Annotated in this window: 16 protein-coding genes; all 16 read left to right on the plus strand. The window is 39.7% G+C overall.

The features are described 5' to 3' along the window. The first annotated feature begins 14 nt into the window (after positions 1–14). The 16 genes from era (at position 15) to prfA (ending at position 17,552) form a co-directional block, all read left to right on the plus strand. Complete coding sequence (gene era, locus BMY66_RS06290) at positions 15–929, plus strand: GTPase Era (protein WP_090394557.1); 915 nt, start codon at positions 15–17, stop codon at positions 927–929. Continuing rightward, positions 930–1,655 carry a DNA repair protein RecO gene (recO, locus tag BMY66_RS06295; RefSeq protein ID WP_074788857.1) on the plus strand — a complete coding sequence of 242 codons (726 nt, stop codon included), beginning with the start codon at positions 930–932 and terminating at the stop codon, positions 1,653–1,655. Beyond that, complete coding sequence (locus tag BMY66_RS06300) at positions 1,652–2,431, plus strand: hypothetical protein (RefSeq protein ID WP_044933692.1); 780 nt, start codon at positions 1,652–1,654, stop codon at positions 2,429–2,431. Before recO ends, BMY66_RS06300 begins: the two co-directional genes overlap by 4 nt. Before the next feature lie 20 nt (positions 2,432–2,451). Beyond that, complete coding sequence (locus BMY66_RS06305) at positions 2,452–3,849, plus strand: glycine--tRNA ligase (protein ID WP_090394558.1); 1,398 nt, start codon at positions 2,452–2,454, stop codon at positions 3,847–3,849. A gap of 17 nt (positions 3,850–3,866) precedes the next feature. Further along, positions 3,867–4,505, plus strand: a complete 639-nt coding sequence (locus BMY66_RS06310) for a coiled-coil domain-containing protein (RefSeq protein WP_090394559.1) — start codon at positions 3,867–3,869, stop codon at positions 4,503–4,505. A gap of 21 nt (positions 4,506–4,526) precedes the next feature. Next, positions 4,527–6,170 carry a putative manganese-dependent inorganic diphosphatase gene (locus BMY66_RS06315; protein ID WP_090394560.1) on the plus strand — a complete coding sequence of 548 codons (1,644 nt, stop codon included), beginning with the start codon at positions 4,527–4,529 and terminating at the stop codon, positions 6,168–6,170. A gap of 32 nt (positions 6,171–6,202) precedes the next feature. Further along, complete coding sequence (locus tag BMY66_RS06320; RefSeq protein ID WP_049960213.1) at positions 6,203–8,149, plus strand: EAL domain-containing protein; 1,947 nt, start codon at positions 6,203–6,205, stop codon at positions 8,147–8,149. A 118-nt stretch (positions 8,150–8,267) separates the two neighbouring features. Further along, on the plus strand, positions 8,268–9,686 hold the full coding sequence (gene rho, locus BMY66_RS06325) for a transcription termination factor Rho (RefSeq protein WP_033153785.1): 1,419 nt from the start codon (positions 8,268–8,270) through the stop codon (positions 9,684–9,686). 27 nt (positions 9,687–9,713) lie between these two features. Then, positions 9,714–10,865, plus strand: coding sequence for an NAD(P)-dependent malic enzyme (locus BMY66_RS06330; RefSeq protein WP_090394561.1), 1,152 nt, complete (start codon positions 9,714–9,716; stop codon positions 10,863–10,865). Between the two features lie 35 nt (positions 10,866–10,900). Next, positions 10,901–11,416: a DUF4364 family protein gene (locus BMY66_RS06335; RefSeq protein WP_033153787.1), complete on the plus strand. Its 516-nt coding sequence runs from the start codon at positions 10,901–10,903 to the stop codon at positions 11,414–11,416. A gap of 3 nt (positions 11,417–11,419) precedes the next feature. Beyond that, entirely contained in the window at positions 11,420–13,402 is a 1,983-nt protein-coding gene (locus BMY66_RS06340) for an ATP-binding protein (RefSeq protein WP_090394562.1), read from the plus strand. Then, positions 13,402–14,250 carry a response regulator gene (locus BMY66_RS06345; protein WP_090394563.1) on the plus strand — a complete coding sequence of 283 codons (849 nt, stop codon included), beginning with the start codon at positions 13,402–13,404 and terminating at the stop codon, positions 14,248–14,250. Before BMY66_RS06340 ends, BMY66_RS06345 begins: the two co-directional genes overlap by 1 nt. 136 nt (positions 14,251–14,386) lie before the next feature. Next, positions 14,387–14,593: a 50S ribosomal protein L31 gene (gene rpmE, locus BMY66_RS06350; protein ID WP_015550865.1), complete on the plus strand. Its 207-nt coding sequence runs from the start codon at positions 14,387–14,389 to the stop codon at positions 14,591–14,593. 66 nt (positions 14,594–14,659) lie between these two features. Next, positions 14,660–15,589 carry a DUF1385 domain-containing protein gene (locus tag BMY66_RS06355; protein WP_044933705.1) on the plus strand — a complete coding sequence of 310 codons (930 nt, stop codon included), beginning with the start codon at positions 14,660–14,662 and terminating at the stop codon, positions 15,587–15,589. Positions 15,590–15,591: 2 nt separating this feature from the next. Further along, positions 15,592–16,422 (plus strand): peptide chain release factor N(5)-glutamine methyltransferase, encoded by an 831-nt coding sequence (prmC, locus tag BMY66_RS06360; protein ID WP_044933707.1) that lies wholly within the window; start codon positions 15,592–15,594, stop codon positions 16,420–16,422. Between the two features lie 56 nt (positions 16,423–16,478). Further along, a complete protein-coding gene (prfA, locus tag BMY66_RS06365; protein WP_044933709.1) occupies positions 16,479–17,552 on the plus strand; it encodes a peptide chain release factor 1 in 1,074 nt (357 codons plus the stop codon). Positions 17,553–17,554 lie beyond the last annotated feature (2 nt).

Genomic DNA, 17,554 nt, shown 5'->3' on the forward strand with positions numbered 1-17,554 from the left:
AAGAGGAATTTAGAATGAGTGATAATTTTAAATCGGGTTTCGTTACTATAGTTGGTCGACCAAATGTTGGTAAGAGCACTTTGATGAACCATATCATAGGGCAGAAGATTGCTATTACAAGTAACAAGCCACAGACAACAAGAAACAGAATCCAAACTGTTTATACAGATGAGGAAGTTGGTCAAATCGTATTCTTGGATACACCAGGTATGCACGAAGCTAAGAATAAGCTTGGCGAATACATGATGTCTGCAGCTAAAAGCACAATCAACGATGTTGATTTGATTCTTTGGCTTGTAGAGCCTGATACAAAGGTTGGCGCCGGAGATAAGAAAATTGCCGAGCTTTTATCCACAGTAGATGCTCCAGTAATGTTAGTTATCAACAAGATTGACATGGCTGATGGTGTAAAAGTGGGAGAGACAATTTCAGCCTTCAAGGATTTATGTGATTTTGTTGAGGTTGTTCCAGTTTCTGCTTTACATGGAGAAGGCTGTGAAGATCTTCTTTCTACTATATTTAAATATTTACCAGAAGGACCTGCCTTCTATGACCCTGAGACTGTTACAAATCAGACTCTCAGAGAAATTACAGCAGAGATTATCCGTGAAAAATCTCTTCATGCTTTAAATGACGAAGTTCCACACGGAATAGGAATTCTTATTGATTCCATGAAGGAACGCCCTGGTAAGCGTCCAATGTGGGATATCGAAGCAACAATTGTCTGCGAGAAAAACTCACACAAGGGAATCATTATTGGTAAGGGCGGTGCCATGATCAAAAAAATCGGTACAAATGCTCGTTACGAAATCGAAAAGCTTCTTGAAGCAAAGGTTAATCTTAAGCTGTTTGTTAAGGTTAAAAAGGATTGGAGAGAAAGCGAGTACGATTTAAAGACTTTCGGTTATAAGAAAGAGGATTTAGGATAAATGGGACTGGTTACCCTGACAGGATTAGTGCTTTCCAGCTCTGATGTTGGTGAATTTGATAAGCGCCTTGTTATCCTTACAAAGGAGGCAGGACGAATCACAGCTTTTGCCAAAGGAGCAAGAAGGCCAAACAATCCACTTGTTGCTGCATGTTCACCATTTTGTTTTGGAGTTTTTGATGCTTTCGAAGGCCGAAATTCCTACCATATCAGCAAAGCCAATATCTCCAATTACTTCAGGGATTTGGTCTTGGATTATGATAAGGTGTGCCTGGGCTCGTACTTTTTGGAGGTAGCTGATTTTCTCTCAGTGGAGGGAATGGATGAACGAAATAGACTGGCTCTTTTGTATCAGAGCTTGAAAGCCTTAGAATCAGGCAAATTTAGCCATCGCCTTCTGAAAAACATCTACGATTTAAAAACCTGGGTAATAGATGGTGAATATCCTAATGTATTTAATTGTACATGTTGCGGGAAAAAGGAAAATTTAACGGCCTTTTCGTTGAAAAGACATGGAATGCTCTGCAAGGAGTGTGCAAATTTAGAAGCAGGTTCAAATATTTCCAGCTCAACACTGTATACAATGCAATTTATAGTTTCCTCAACCATTGAAAAGTTGTATACTTTTGTGTTGAATGAGGAAACTGAAGAAGAATTAACTAGAATTTTAGACGGCTATAGATTAAACTATAGGTCGCATAAATATAAGAGCGAGGAATTTCTATGACTAATAACAGACCCCGCCAGGGTTCTGGCATGCGGAGTCGTAATAGTGCAAAAAGTCCTACAAGACAAGGAGTTGCTGCTAGGGAGCTTCAGGAAGCTCGTAGGAAAAGAAGACAGCGCGAGGTAATGCGCAATCGCATTATTCTAGGTGTTGTTTGCATTTGTATTTTTGCACTTCTCATTACACTTATTGTAAAATTATTAGGTGGGCTGATTGGTTCAGGTAACACAGCCGACACTTCTACCATTACTTTCCAGAAAAATGGACAGGTCGTTTTTGAAGAAGTGATTGATTTTGATTCAGATACATATTCAAAATCGGAGCTTAAAAGCTACACAAATGATTTAATAAGTAGCTTCAACGAAACCTATGGCGAGGAAGCAATCAAGCTTAACAAGCTTTCTGTTAAAGGTGACGAAGCCTACATTAAAACTACATATAAGGATGCTGATTGCTACACAGCTTTCACTTCTTATGAAACTTTTGATGCTTCTTACGAAGATGCAGTTTCCGCTGGCTACGATTTTGGTGAGCTTTTCTCAACCGTAGCTGATAATGTAGTAGGGGAAGCACAGGTGGTGGACACTGACAGCTTATTCGCTGGCATGCAGGTGGCCATTGTCAAAGAAAACGTTACTGTTGTTGTGCCTGGCACAATTACATATATATCAAATGCCAATGTTGATTTGGTAGAAGCTGACACAGTTACAATTTCCCAAGCTGATGGGAATGAGGATGCTTCAGATTTAGTATATGTTATATATACTTTGGAATAATATTAGAAGGGAACATAATCATGGAAAAAACAATGGACAAAATTATTGCTCTTGCTAAAGCAAGAGGCTTTGTATATGCAGGTTCCGAGATTTACGGTGGTCTTGCTAATACATGGGATTACGGTAATCTTGGCGTTGAGCTTAAGAATAACGTAAAAAAAGCTTGGTGGCAGAAATTCGTTCAGGAAAATCCATACAACGTAGGTGTTGATTGTGCGATTCTTATGAATCCACAGACATGGATCGCTTCTGGTCACCTTGGTTCATTCTCAGATCCACTTATGGATTGTAAGGAATGTCACGAAAGATTTAGAGCTGATAAAATCATTGAGGATTTTGCTGCTGAAAAGGGTATCGAGCTTAAGTCATCAGTTGATGGTTGGAGCAAGGAAGAGATGAAGGATTTCATCGATAGCAACAACGTTCCATGTCCTACATGTGGCAAGCACAACTTCACAGACATTCGTGAGTTCAACCTTATGTTCAAGACATTCCAGGGTGTTACTGAGGATGCTAAGAACACAGTTTACCTTCGTCCTGAGACAGCACAGGGTATTTTCGTAAACTTCAAGAATGTTCAGCGTACATCTCGTAAGAAGGTTCCATTTGGTATTGGCCAGATTGGTAAGTCATTCCGTAACGAGATTACACCTGGTAACTTCACATTCCGTACTCGTGAGTTCGAGCAGATGGAGCTTGAGTTCTTCTGCAAGCCTGGTACACAGGATGAGTGGTTCCAGTACTGGAGAAGCTTCTGCCGTGATTGGCTTACAAGCCTCGGCATGAAGGAAGACGAAATGAGACTTCGTGACCACGATCCAGAGGAGCTTTCATTCTACTCAACAGGTACAACAGATATCGAGTACTTATTCCCATTTGGTTGGGGTGAGCTTTGGGGTATCGCTAGCCGTACAGACTACGACCTTACACAGCATCAGAACGTATCTGGTCAGGACCTTACATACTTCGACGATGAGACAAATGAAAAGTACTTACCATACGTAATTGAGCCATCTCTTGGTGCTGATCGTGTTGTTCTTGCATTCCTTTGCGCAGCATACGATGAGGAAGAGGTTGGTAAGGATGGAAAGAGTGATGTTCGTACAGTTCTTCACTTCCACCCAGCTCTTGCACCAGTAAAGATTGGTGTGCTTCCACTTTCAAAGAAGCTCAACGAAGGCGCTGAAAAAGTATTTACAGAGCTTTCAAAGAAATATAACTGCGAATTTGACGACAGAGGAACAATCGGTAAGAGATATCGTCGTATGGACGAAATCGGAACACCATTCTGTATCACATATGACTTTGATTCAGAAGAAGACCATATGGTTACAATTCGTCATCGTGATTCTATGGAGCAGGAAAGAATTGCGATTGCAGATTTGGATGCATATTTTGCAGACAAATTTACATTTTAACATAGGAGGAGAGTGCTATGGAAAACATTAATGTAGAGGGAGCAGCTGAAAAGCCTGTTGCACAGCCAGTTGTTGACAACGGAGAAGATTTACTTTTAGCACAGATTGACGCATTCCGTGAGAAGGCAACACAGTTACAGCAACTCATTGCTCAGAAAGAGCGTAAGGCTGCAGAGTTAGAAGCTTTAGTTAGAGAGAAAGAAGCAATTAATGTTAAGCTACAGGAAGAGCTTTCAAGAAAGCAGCAGGAGGCAGATAGCCTTGTCGCTGATGTAGAAACTCAGGTAGACCGTATGATGCAGGTTGTTAAAAACAACATGGATCAATTAGAGATTGACATTAAGGGCCAAGTGAGTGATAATCAAGAGTCCTACGAGACCCACAATAGAAATCTTCAGGATACACTTAAAAATGTATCAGATGGTTTGGATAATATTCAAAACGAGCTTTCCGAGAAAACGCACTCAGAATCAGTTCATTTATATCGTTTGATTCAGGATTTATTAAAGGAACATGACAATAGCGAGGAGCAGGCTACTAAAGCCATCGAGCATTACAGCTCATTAAAGAAGCTTTCAGTTGTAGTTATTGTTCTACTTGTATTAACAATGGGGGTATCTATTGCATCACTTATTCTCTCGATAGGATTATTTTAAGATAGAATAGATGGAGGGATTATGCCGAATTCAGTTTTTATTATCGGACACAAGAACCCTGATACCGACAGTATTTGTGCCGCTATAGGATATGCATACCTTAAAAATGCACTTGGCACAGGAGTAAATTATATACCAAAGAAAGCGGGCGAGCTCAATAAAGAGACTCGTTACGTATTGGACCGTTTTGGCGTTCAGGAGCCAGAAACAATATCAGACGTTGGAGCTCAGCTCATGGATATTGAGTACAGACAGCTCGAGGGCGTTGATGGTCATATTTCTCTTAAGAAGGCATGGGAAATCATGCTTGAGAGAGACGTTGTTACACTTCCAGTTATTGCAAAGACAGGCAAGCTTGAAGGTGTAATCGTAAACGGAGATATTGCGTACTCATACATGGATGTATACGACAACAGCATCCTTTCAAGAGCACGTACACAGTTCTCAAATATTATTAGTACACTTAGTGGACGTCTTGTTACAGGAAATCCACATGCATATTTTGTAAAAGGTTCTGTAGTTATTGCATCAAACAACAGAGAGGATCTTAAAGAAGATATCAACAGAGACGACCTTGTTATTGTTGGTAATATCACAGCTCGTCAGCTCATCTGTATCGAAGCAGGATGTAGCTGCTTAGTAGTTTGTGGCGCTTCATCAGTAGATCCTGAGGTTGAAAAGGCAGCTATAGATCACCAGGTAGTGCTTATCACTACTGAGTACGACACATTTACAGTTGCTCGTCTTATTCATCAGTCAATGCCTATCCGTCAGTTCATGCAGAAGGAAGACATTATCAGCTTTGAGTTAGACGATTATGTAGATGATGTTAGAGAAGTTATGAAAACAGTTCGTCATCGAGATTTCCCAATCCTCGATGAAAACAGACATTACATTGGAATGGTTTCACGTCGTCTTCTTTTAAATATGCAAAAGAAGAAGGTTATTTTAGTAGACCACAATGAAAAGTCTCAGGCAGTAGATGGTATTGATCAGGCAGAAGTACTTGAAATCATCGACCACCACAGACTTGGTTCACTTGAAACTGTTTCACCAATTCTTTTCAGAAATCAGCCACTTGGCTCTACAGCCACAATTGTATCGCTGATGTTCCAGGAAAGAGGAGTACAAATTCCAAAGGAAATTGCTGGTGTACTTTGCTCAGCAATCCTTTCAGATACTTTGATGTTTAGGTCACCAACATGTACACCAATAGACGAAGAGAGAGCAAGAGAGCTTGCTAAGATTGCTGGTGTTGATGTTACAGAGCTTGCAACTTCTATGTTTGAAGCAGGCAGCGATTTCAAAGACCGTACAGCTGAGCAGATCTTCCATCAGGATTACAAGATCTTCACTAGCGGAGACACAAAGTTTGGAGTTGCCCAGGTAAGTTCAGTATCAAAGGGGCAGCTTAATTCAATTAAGGGTGAAATCAGAAAGTACATGGATTCTGTGCTTAATTCATCAGATTTGAATGCAGTATTTGTAATGCTTACAGACATCCTTAATGAATCAACAGAGCTTCTATTCGTTGGCGGGGAGGCTGACAAAATAATTGCCGATGCATTTAGAATGCCTGTTGCTGCAGATAGCTACATTTTAGATGGTGTAGTTTCTAGAAAGAAACAGCTTATACCACCTATCATGGAATCTCTACAGGAATAAGCAAAATATAAATTAAAGGGCAGAATTTTGTTATGTTAATCAACGGATTTAATATTGCAGCAGAGAGAGTAGACTTACTAATAGCACTTGTAATGCTTTATTTGACAGTGGCCACCAAACCAAGGAGGACCGCTGTCCTTTCCGTTGTTTTTTATGGTCAAATCTTATCAGTGGCTAATATTATTTTGCACATGGCATCCATTTTCCTTTTGAGCTTTGATACAGCCTTAGAAGGATTCTTATTTAGGATGTCTGTGCTGTTTTATTATGTCACCTATCTTGGAATTCTCGTTTTATTGTTTTCCTATATACATTTGCTTAGTTTAAAGCAAAGAGAAAATTTAGATACGTTAAATGTTGTTGTTATTGTCTTCATCGCAATTTACATGGTTGTTGTAGGAGGAGTATTTATCTCTGATAGTTATGTAACTGTTATTGATGGAGCTTACAAATTCACTGAATGGTCTAGTATTAATGTTTGGTTTGCATTGCTTGATGTTGTACTTATTATGCTTTCAGCCTTTCAGAATAGAAATGAAATCCCAAGAGTTCTTATGAACCTTATATTCATATTTGTACCATTTGAAATACTTACACTGGTTATTCAAATGATACAGCCACAGTATGTAATCCTTAGTGTTACATATGTAGTTCCATTTATGCTTTGCTATATTACTTTCCATAGCATTTTGTACGATGAGGTGACAGGCTGCCAAAATAAGCAGGCTTTCGAAGCTCATCTTTTGTCGCTTCAAAAGAAGAGTAAAAATGGAAAGCATATTGGTTTCATCTATATTAAGTTCCCTCGTCTTGAGGTTGTAGATAACTATGAGCTTATGTATGTTGCTAAGCGTAGAATATCTGCACAGATTAGAAATCTGGAACATCACAATCCAGACGCTAGAGTTTACTCTATCAATGAGTTTACATATGGCATCATTTTCCCAAATAATAGCGAGCATATCACAAGAGAGACGATTGAGCTTGTTAAGAAAGATCTTGACGATGCTATGTCGAGTTGGGAATATTCAAACAGCCCAGAATACAGAATGGTTGTTATTAAAAATGATTTAGAAAAGTGTGATTTACAGACGCTTGACGCATATTCTAACTTCTTGTTCGACAAGGCAGCTAAAAAGAAAGTGAGAGTCTATGAGGCGACACTTTCTGATTACAACATCTGCATGGAGCAAAAGGAGATTGAGAGAGTCATTGTTGATATCAGAAACAAGGACGATTTATTGGACCCAAGAGTTGTAGTTTATGTGCAACCTATTTTTGATGTTACAAATAACAACTATAGAAATGCTGAAGCATTAATGCGCCTTGAGGTTCATGGTAGATTGATATCACCAGATATTTTCATTCCTTTGGCTGAAAAGGTTGGATGCATTCATACTCTTACAAGAATTATTCTTAACAAGGTGTGTGCAAAGATATACGAGATTCAGGATTACTACAATTTTGAAGCTGTATCTGTAAATGTATCCCTTTCTGAGTTTATGGATTACTGCTTGCATGATGAATTGATTGATATCATCAAAAATAATGGCATTACATGTGATAAAATTCGTCTTGAAATGACAGAATCTATGACCAGTGACGAAATCGAAGCAATCAGTCACAACATGGAAGAGTTTAATGCCGCAGGCGTACATTTTTATCTTGATGATTTTGGAACAGGTTATTCTAACCTTGAAAGAATTGTCAGCTTACCATTTAGAACAATTAAGTTCGATAAGAGCTTACTATATAAATCAATGGATGACCCTATTTTGCTTAGATTGATTCAAAATATGGTTGATGTGTTTAAGAGCCATGGATTAGTAGTACTTGTAGAAGGTGTTGAGAACAACAAACAGGCTGAACTTTCTATAGGTCTAGGATTCGAATATATCCAGGGATATAAATACGCAGCACCAGTTCCAATCAACAAATTAGAGGAATTCTTTGAGCCTAAGCTAGAGCGCTTGGCCTAAAATAAAGTTATGGACAGATGAAGATTTTGGTTATATAATGCAACTATCATCAAAGTTATTCGTTAGTCGATTCGACTTTTATTTCCATGACGTTTTTTATTTTATTAAGGAGAGTTAGATGAGAGAAAAATATGAAAGTTTATCAGTAACAATTTTGCGCGACTTAGCAAAAGCTAGGGGAATAAAAGGCGCATCAGCAATGAAAAAAGCAGATTTGGTAGAAGCTATGCTTGCACAGGACGAAATTGACAAGCAGAACGAAGCTGCATCTGCAGAAAAGTCTGAGCCAGTAGAAAAGGCTGAAAGACCAAAAAAGGTAGAAAGAACAGAAAGACAGGAGAGACCAGAGAAGGCTGAAAAATCTGAGAAGGCTGACAAGACAGAGGTTCCAGCGGACATCCCTATGGACAATCTTATTCCAGCAAGTGGAATTCTTGAGGTAATGGGCGACGGCTTTGGTTTCATCAGATGTGACAACTACATGCCAGGTACAGACGATGTATATGTTAGTCAGTCACAAATCAAAAAGTTTAACCTTAAGACAGGCGATATTATCATAGGTAAGAAGCGTTTCAACAACCCTACAGATAAGTTCGCTGCTCTTATGATTATAGATTCAATCAACGGTTACGATCCTTCAAGAGCTAGTAAGCGTCCTAATTTCGAGGATTTAACACCTATTTTCCCAAATGAACGTATTCGTCTTGAAAGACAGCGCAGCTCAGTTGCAATGCGTATCGTTGATTTAGTTAGCCCAATTGGTAAGGGACAGCGTGGTATGATCGTTTCCCAGCCAAAGGCAGGTAAGACAACACTTCTTAAAGAAGTTGCTACATCAGTTAATTACTCACATCCAGATATGCATCTTATCATTTTGCTTATCGACGAGCGTCCTGAGGAAGTTACAGACATGAAGGACACTATGAGAAACAGCAAAAACGTTGAAGTTATCTATTCAACATTCGATGAGAGTCCAGAACACCACAAGCGTGTTTCAGAAATGGTTATTGAAAGAGCAAAGAGATTAGTAGAGCATGGCCAGGACGTTATGATTCTTTTGGATTCTATCACACGTCTTGCCCGCGCATACAACCTTACAGTACAGCCATCAGGCCGTACACTTTCAGGTGGTCTTGATCCTGCAGCTCTTCACATGCCAAAGAAGTTCTTTGGTGCAGCCAGAAACATGCGTGAAGGCGGTTCCCTTACAATCCTTGCTACAGCACTTGTAGATACAGGTTCCAAGATGGATGACGTTGTATTCGAGGAATTTAAGGGTACAGGTAACATGGAGCTTATTCTTGATAGAAAGCTTTCAGAAAAGAGAATATTCCCAGCTATTGATATCACAGGTTCTGGTACTCGTAGAGAAGATCTTCTTCTTTCAAGAAAAGAGCTTGATGCAATGGAAATTATGAGAAAAGCAATCAATGGTGCCAGAAAAGAAGACGCCGTTGAAACTATTCTTAATATGTTTGCTCACACAAAGAGCAATGACGAATATATCGATATGATTATTCGTAAGAGAGTTATCTAATTCAATTGATATTCAAGGAGGGAAATCATGGCATCAGTAGACGAAACAGCGGTATTTTTACACAAGCAGTGGAACGGTAAAATCGAGACATGTGCAAAGGCGCCAGTTAAAAGCAGAGAGGATTTATCGATCGCTTACACTCCAGGCGTTGCAGCTCCATGCCGAATCATTGCTGAAGACCCAGAAGCAGCGTATAGCTATACACTTAAAGCAAACACAGTAGCTGTTGTATCTGACGGTTCTGCTGTCCTTGGCCTTGGAAATATTGGACCACTTGCAGCAATGCCAGTTATGGAAGGCAAGTGCGTATTGTTCAAGGAGTTCGGTGGTGTTAATGCATTTCCTATCGTTTTAAATACTCAGGATCCAGACGAAATAGTTGCTGCAGTAAAGGCTATTGCTCCAACATTTGGTGGAATCAATCTTGAGGATATTTCTGCTCCACGTTGCTTCGAAATCGAAGAGCGTCTTAAAAAGGAGCTTGATATTCCAGTATTTCATGATGATCAGCATGGTACAGCAATTGTTGTACTTGCTGGCATTATCAATGCGTTAAAGGTAGTTAACAAGAAAAAAGAAGATTGCAAGGTAGTAGTTAATGGTGCAGGTTCTGCAGGAATAGCCATTACAAAGCTTCTTCTTAGATATGGATTTAAGGATGTCACAATGTGTGATAGGGAAGGAATCATTGGTCCGGACTATCCAAATCTTAATTGGATGCAAAAAGAAATGACCAACGTCACGAACCTTTCACATAAGACTGGTACACTTAAGGATGCCTTAGTTGGTGCGGACATTTTTGTTGGTGTTTCAGCTCCAGGCATCGTATCAAAGGAAATGGTTGCATCTATGGCAAAGAATTCAATTCTTTTTGCTATGGCCAACCCTACACCAGAGATTATGCCTGACGAAGCAAAGGAAGCAGGAGCTAGGGTAATTGGTACAGGACGTTCTGATTTTCCTAATCAGGTTAACAATGTAGTTGCATTCCCTGGTATTTTTAGGGGCGCCCTTGAAGCGAGAGCTACAGCCATCACAGAAGAAATGAAATTGGCAGCAGCAGAAACTATTGCCGGTCTTGTTGACGAAGAGAATCTTTGCGATGATTTCATTTTGCCAGAGGCTTTTGATCCACGTGTTGCAGTAGCAGTAGCAAATGCAATTAAAGCATTGGTTTAAATCAAATAAGTTATAAGTAGTTAGTGAGGAAAATCATGGCAGAACCAAATTTAATATACAAGATTACAATACTAGAATTATTACATCGTAGTGGTTTCCCGCTTAGCAACAGTCAAATCACAGACTTCTTTCTAGAGGGTGATTTGACTGATTATTTCACAGCCCAGCAAGCCATCAGCGACGATGAGGAAGCAGGGCTGATTTTTTCGAAAACTAATCATAACAATACGACCTATTCAATTACAGATGATGGTGTAAAGACCTTGGAGCTATTCAAAGAAAAGATTTCTCCAGCTCTTTCAAAGGATATTAACAAATATCTAAAGGTCAATTCCATTTCCATGAAGGAAGAGAATTCCTACAAGGCAACGTACTTCAAAGCTGATAGGGGTGGCTATGTTGTACAGCTTCGTATTACGGAAAACGATGTTCCGACCATGGATTTAAGCTTTCATGTAGGCTCAAAGGAGCAAGCTGAAACACTATGTAACAATTGGAAGGTACGTAGTGATCAGGTATATGAAGCGGTGATGGATATACTTATGGGGTGAGGTATGAAATCTGTTTACATTAAAATGATTTTAATTGTAACAGTAGTATTATTTATTGTAGTGGGGGCACTACTAGCTTCAGTTGCCGTCATTTCTGACGGCACGCTTAGTAGAAATCAATTCATTAAACTAATCGTTGTTTTTTCCATTTTTTTAATCTTTGCCATTATTGTGGCACTTAGAATTGCACAGAATGTTATAAAAGAAATAAATAGCATGAATGAGTTTATGCAACGTCAGCTAGATGCTATAGATTCTGCAAGTAAGGCAAAAAGCCAGTTCTTAGCAAACATGTCACATGAGGTAAGAACGCCTATTAATGCTATCCTTGGTATGAATGAAATGATTATTAGGGAAAGCACAGATGAACAGATAGTTGAGTATGCAACTAATGTCAAACAGGCAGGAAAGGCACTATTGGCCCAGGTAAACAGTGTATTGGATTACTCAAAGCTGGAAGAGGGCAAGATGGAGATAATCCAGGTTGAGTACGATTTGGCCACAATGATAAATGGGTTTGTTACGGCTGTAACTACTAGAGCTAAATCAAAGGGCCTGAGGATGGATGTAAATGTAGATACCAATCTACCTACTACTTTGTTTGGCGATGATGTCAGATTGGGGCAGGTTATCAATAACTTGCTTACAAATGCTGTAAAATACACTGAAGTAGGTGTAATAACCCTTAATATATGGGAAGAATCCAGATCAGATGGAGCAATTGATATTGGCGTAAGTGTGCAGGATACTGGAATTGGTATTAAGCCTGAGGATATGGAAAAGCTATCTGCTTCATTTACTAGAATAGAGGAGGAGCGCAATAGAAACATAGAGGGTACTGGACTGGGAATACCAATTGTAATAGAAATTCTTAAGCTGATGGGAAGCGACCTGAAAGTGGAAAGTGTGTATGGACAGGGTTCCACTTTCTCGTTTGTTATCAGACAGGGAATCATTAATGATGAGCCGCTGGGAGATTATAGAAAACGTGTTAAGCGCAGCTATATGCGAAGGAATAAGTATACTTATCCATCTATGCCGAAAGCCAACATTATAGTTGTAGATGATTATGAAATGAATCTGGTGGTAGCCAAGAACCTTATGAAGGTCTATGATTTCATTCCTGATTTGGCAGAATCAGGGCCAGAATCTCTTTCAAGAATAGAGGAAAAACACTACGATATCATTTTCATGGATCATATGATGCCTGATATGGATGGCGTAGAAACGCTGGAGATTCTGAAAAAGCGACAAATGATAGATGAGTCCACGGCAGTAATTGCTTTGACGGCAAATGCTATCGCAGGAGCTAAAGACTTTTATATATCAAAGGGATTTAACGATTATTTGACTAAACCAATAGATGCAGAAGCTCTGGAACAGGTGCTGACAAAATACGTACCGGCAGAAAAGATAGTAAAGAAATCAATCAGTGATATAAAAAATAATAAATCCTTAACAACGAATGATGAGGAAAGAAAAGCTTTAATAAAAATATTTGTATCCACGATTCAAGAAACAGCAAAGAATCTGGATCAATTGTTAGAAGCAGAAGATATTAAAAACTACACTATCAAGGTTCATGGACTGAAGAGCACAGCTAGATTGATAGGTGAAATGTCCATTTCAAGTAAAGCGGAAGCTTTGGAAAAGGCGGGAAATGAAAACGACTGGGATTATATAAAATCTCATCACAAGGAATTAATAAGAGAATACCTAAGCCTGGAAAATTCATATAAAGAAGTAAAAGAAACAAAGAAAACGTTGGATCCAGGGGAATTGAAGGATGCTATTTATTCAATTATAGAAATGGCCAGCGTTTGTGATTACACATCTACAGAGATGGTTTTAGATTCATTAGATGAATATGCTATGCCGGAAAATGTAGAATCGGAAATGAAACATGTACGAGAGCTTTTACAGAAGCTTGATTATGAGGGTGTTGTTGAATCAGCTAAAAAAATGCTTAACAATGGGGGTAACTAATGGATTACGGATTTTCAAATGAAAAGCAAAGTAAAGTTGCGCTTATCAGTTCAAAGTCCAGCTTTTCAGTAATGGGAATTCAAAAAAAGCTGCAAGAATCAGGAATTGAGGGAGTGCCAGTTCGTCCAAGTATTTTTCAGATTGAGGAGGCTATTGATGAGAGTGAGCCAATAATCTACTATTTGGATGATGAGATTTATACTCCAAGCGGAGAAGATTTTTTAAATGAAATGAGGAAGCTATGCTTGGAGCAGGAACGTTTGCTTATACTTGTAGGGGAAGAAGCGGAGTATGAAAAGGCTACAGAAATCATCCCTAAATCGGCAATTGTAGGATGGTTTAATAGGCCTGTTGATATGGATGCCTTGCTGGATACATTGGAAAAGGCATTAGGGGGCGAAATCAAACCAGCCAGACAGCGACATATTCTAATAGTAGATGATGACGCTACATATATGCGAATGCTTCATGAGTGGATGAAGGACAGATATCAGATTACTATGCTTGACGCTGGTACAAAGGCTATTCACTGGTTGATGGACAATTCGCAAAACGTAGATTTGATTTTATTGGATTGTGAGATGCCATCAATGGATGGCCCTACAGTTTTTCGAATGTTAAAAGAAGACCCAGGCTCTAGAAATATTCCGGTAATGTTCTTGACTGGCAAGAGCGATAGAGATATGGTTATAAGAGCCGTTGGCTTAGGGCCAGAAGACTACATACTTAAATCAATAGATAAAAAAGAACTTATGGATAAGCTGGAAGATTTCTTTGGTCGCCTGAAGACCATGGAGGATTCAGACCAGGAAGAAGTATCAGATGGTAAAACAGGGGTTGTATTTTAGTATATTCCATGTTATACTTGAGAAGCTGTTAATCGGGATGAAATGCGAGACCCTCGCATTTAAGCAGTATTCGAGATTTTTATCTCACAAATTACAGTTGGAAATTGTAAAAAATTATTATGAGAGGTGAAATTAAATGAGACAGGGTATCCATCCAGATTATTACCAGGCTACAGTTACTTGCAACTGCGGTAACACATTCGTAACAGGTTCTACAAAGGAGAGCATCCACGTAGAAATTTGTTCAAAGTGTCATCCATTCTACACAGGCCAGCAGAAAGCTACACAGGCTCGTGGACGTATTGACAAGTTCAACAAGAAGTATGGTATTGACGCAAAGTAGTCATTTATTTGGACTTTTAAGGGTTGAGATTCGTCTCAGCCCTTTATTTCGTGTAGGGGGCTTAAAATGAAGTATTCAGGCATAGGCGGACAGGCTGTAATGGAAGGCGTCATGATGCGAAACGGCAACAAATATGCCGTAGCAGTTCGTACACCAGACAAATCTATTGCAGTAGATGTTAAAAATACAAAAGACATAAATGACATATGGCACAAGATTCCAATTATCAGAGGAATGGTATCATTTATTGATTCACTTGTGATTGGCCTTAGCACACTTATGTATTCAGCTAGCTTCTTCGAGGACGAAGAGGATGCCGTTGATAAATCAAAGCTTTCAGAGGAAGAGCTCAAAAAGCTTGAGAAAAAGGAAAAAGCTGAAATGGGTGGCACATTGGTGTTGTCATTTGTGCTTGCTCTTGGTATTTTCTTTGCATTGCCTTACTTTATTTCCCTTGGGTTAAACAAATATATTGAGTCGCAGGCGTTGATTGCTCTCATCGAAGGACTTATTCGTATCGGTATTTTTATTGGTTACATCGTGATGATTTCTCATATGGATGATATCAAGCGTACCTTTATGTATCACGGTGCAGAGCACAAATGCATTAATTGTATCGAGGCAGGAAAGCCTCTTACAGTAGAAAATGTTCGCACAGCCACACGTTTTCACAAGAGATGTGGAACTAGCTTCATTTTCATAGTATTCATTATTTCGGTCTTTGTTTTCATGTTTATCTCTTTCGATAACACATGGGTAAAGCTCATTGCAAGACTTTTACTTATTCCAGTTATCGCTGGTATTTCTTATGAGTTCATTAGGCTTGCAGGACGTCATGAAAATGGCTTTGTAAACATTTTCTCAAAGCCAGGGCTATGGCTGCAGCGACTTACAGTAATGGAGCCAGACGACGATATGATTGAGGTTGGAATTGCCTCAGTAGAAGCAGTGTTTGATTGGGAAGGATTCATCGAAGAAAACAGGGAGTGTTTTTAGGTATGACTTTTAAACAGGCTTTAGATAAAGGAATAGTATTACTGGAATCAGAAAATATCGCTGATGCAAAGATAGACGCTTGGTATCTTCTTTCATATGTTAGCGGTCTTTCAAAGGCTCAGTATTTTCTGAAGCAATCAGAAGAAATCGATAATAATATTCTTTATAAATATAAGGATGTCCTTTTAAGGAGAGCAGGCCACGAGCCACTCCAGCACATCACTGGAGAGCAGGACTTTATGGGCATCACATTTTGGGTAAATGAAAATGTTCTCATCCCTCGTCAGGACACTGAGACTCTCGTAGAGGAGGCTCTTAAGGTTATTCCTAGTGGCAGCCATATTTTGGATTTGTGTACTGGCAGCGGATGTGTTATTCTATCTCTTGTTGTCCTGGGCCAGGGGCTTTCAGGAATAGGTGTAGATATCTCGGAGGAAGCACTTGCTGTTGCTCGCGAGAATGGCGCTAGGCTTGTAGGCCGTAAGGCGGATTTTGTTAAAGGCGATATGTTCCAGCCAGTTAGTGGCAAGTTCAACGCCATCGTATCAAATCCACCATATATTCCATCTGCAGTAGTGGATGAGTTGGAGCCGGAGGTAAAGGATCATGAGCCTCGTCTTGCATTAGATGGCACAGAGGATGGCCTTTTCTTCTATAAGAAAATCACTGCTGAGGCAGGGGATTATCTTAACGATGGTGGCTGGCTTTTAGTTGAAATCGGCTACGATCAGGGGCCTGATGTTTCTGCACTATTCAAAGAGGCAGGATTCAAGGACGTTGAAGTAATAAAGGATTTAGCAGGCAACGATAGAGTCGTTAAAGGACATCTATAGCGACGCAGGTGTATTGTGTCTGTTAATAAAGTGGTTAATAACATGGAGGTTTTAGCATGTTTGATAGATTAGAAGATTTAGTATTAAGATACGAGGAAGTAATGAACTTGCTTTCTGAGCCAGATGTGGCTAATGATAATGCCAGATTTAGAGCACTCATGAAGGAGCAGGCTGAGCTTGCACCTATCGTAGAGGCTTACAAGCAGTATTCAGCTCACAAGCAGAACATTCAGGATTCGTTAGAGCTTCTCGAGCTTGAATCAGATGAGGAAATGAAGGAGCTTGCAAAGGAAGAGATGAAGGAATCTCAGGCAGAGGTTGAGCGCCTTGAGCAGGAGCTTAAAATCTTACTTCTTCCTAAGGACCCTAATGATGATAAGAACGTTATCGTGGAAATTCGTGCAGGTGCAGGTGGAGAGGAAGCAGCTCTTTTTGCAGCAGAAATCTACCGTATGTACGTACACTATGTTGAGTCACGTGGATGGAAGGTTGAGCTTCTTGAAGCAGACGAGACAGGTATCGGTGGTATGAAGAATATCGAGTTCATGGTTAAGGGAACTGGTGCATACTCAATCCTTAAGTACGAGTCAGGTGTACATCGTGTACAGCGTGTTCCAGAGACAGAGTCACAGGGCCGTATCCAGACATCTACATGTTCAGTAGCAGTTATGCCAGAGGCAGAAGAAGTAGATATCCAGATTGATGAAAAGGATATCCGTATCGACGTAATGCGTGCTTCAGGTAATGGTGGTCAGTGTGTCAACACAACAGATTCAGCTGTTCGTCTTACTCACTACCCAACAGGTATTGTTATCTACAGCCAGACAGAAAAGTCACAGCTTCAGAATAAGGAAAAGGCTTTCGCACTCCTTCGTGCAAAGCTTTATGATTTAGAGCTTCAGAAGCAGCAGGATGCAGAAGCTGCAGAGCGTCGCTCACAGATTGGTACTGGTGACCGTGCGGAAAAGATTCGTACATACAACTTCCCACAGGGACGTGTAACAGACCACCGTATCAACCTTACACTTTACAAGCTGGATAAGATTATGAACGGTGACATCCAGGAAATCCTTGATGCACTTATCGCAGCAGATCAGGCTGCAAAGCTTGCTAAAATGTCTCAAGACTAATA

The organism is Pseudobutyrivibrio sp. C4, from assembly GCF_900111635.1.
Lineage (GTDB): Bacteria > Bacillota > Clostridia > Lachnospirales > Lachnospiraceae > Pseudobutyrivibrio > Pseudobutyrivibrio ruminis.

Bases quoted from the DNA above. Each gene is read 5' to 3' on its own strand.
- era (WP_090394557.1), top strand. From the start codon at position 15: ATGAGTGATAATTTTAAATCGGGTTTCGTTACTATAGTTGGTCGACCA.
- recO (WP_074788857.1), top strand. From the start codon at position 930: ATGGGACTGGTTACCCTGACAGGATTAGTGCTTTCCAGCTCTGATGTT.
- BMY66_RS06300 (WP_044933692.1), top strand. From the start codon at position 1,652: ATGACTAATAACAGACCCCGCCAGGGTTCTGGCATGCGGAGTCGTAAT.
- BMY66_RS06305 (WP_090394558.1), top strand. From the start codon at position 2,452: ATGGAAAAAACAATGGACAAAATTATTGCTCTTGCTAAAGCAAGAGGC.
- BMY66_RS06310 (WP_090394559.1), top strand. From the start codon at position 3,867: ATGGAAAACATTAATGTAGAGGGAGCAGCTGAAAAGCCTGTTGCACAG.
- BMY66_RS06315 (WP_090394560.1), top strand. From the start codon at position 4,527: ATGCCGAATTCAGTTTTTATTATCGGACACAAGAACCCTGATACCGAC.
- BMY66_RS06320 (WP_049960213.1), top strand. From the start codon at position 6,203: ATGTTAATCAACGGATTTAATATTGCAGCAGAGAGAGTAGACTTACTA.
- rho (WP_033153785.1), top strand. From the start codon at position 8,268: ATGAGAGAAAAATATGAAAGTTTATCAGTAACAATTTTGCGCGACTTA.
- BMY66_RS06330 (WP_090394561.1), top strand. From the start codon at position 9,714: ATGGCATCAGTAGACGAAACAGCGGTATTTTTACACAAGCAGTGGAAC.
- BMY66_RS06335 (WP_033153787.1), top strand. From the start codon at position 10,901: ATGGCAGAACCAAATTTAATATACAAGATTACAATACTAGAATTATTA.
- BMY66_RS06340 (WP_090394562.1), top strand. From the start codon at position 11,420: ATGAAATCTGTTTACATTAAAATGATTTTAATTGTAACAGTAGTATTA.
- BMY66_RS06345 (WP_090394563.1), top strand. From the start codon at position 13,402: ATGGATTACGGATTTTCAAATGAAAAGCAAAGTAAAGTTGCGCTTATC.
- rpmE (WP_015550865.1), top strand. From the start codon at position 14,387: ATGAGACAGGGTATCCATCCAGATTATTACCAGGCTACAGTTACTTGC.
- BMY66_RS06355 (WP_044933705.1), top strand. From the start codon at position 14,660: ATGAAGTATTCAGGCATAGGCGGACAGGCTGTAATGGAAGGCGTCATG.
- prmC (WP_044933707.1), top strand. From the start codon at position 15,592: ATGACTTTTAAACAGGCTTTAGATAAAGGAATAGTATTACTGGAATCA.
- prfA (WP_044933709.1), top strand. From the start codon at position 16,479: ATGTTTGATAGATTAGAAGATTTAGTATTAAGATACGAGGAAGTAATG.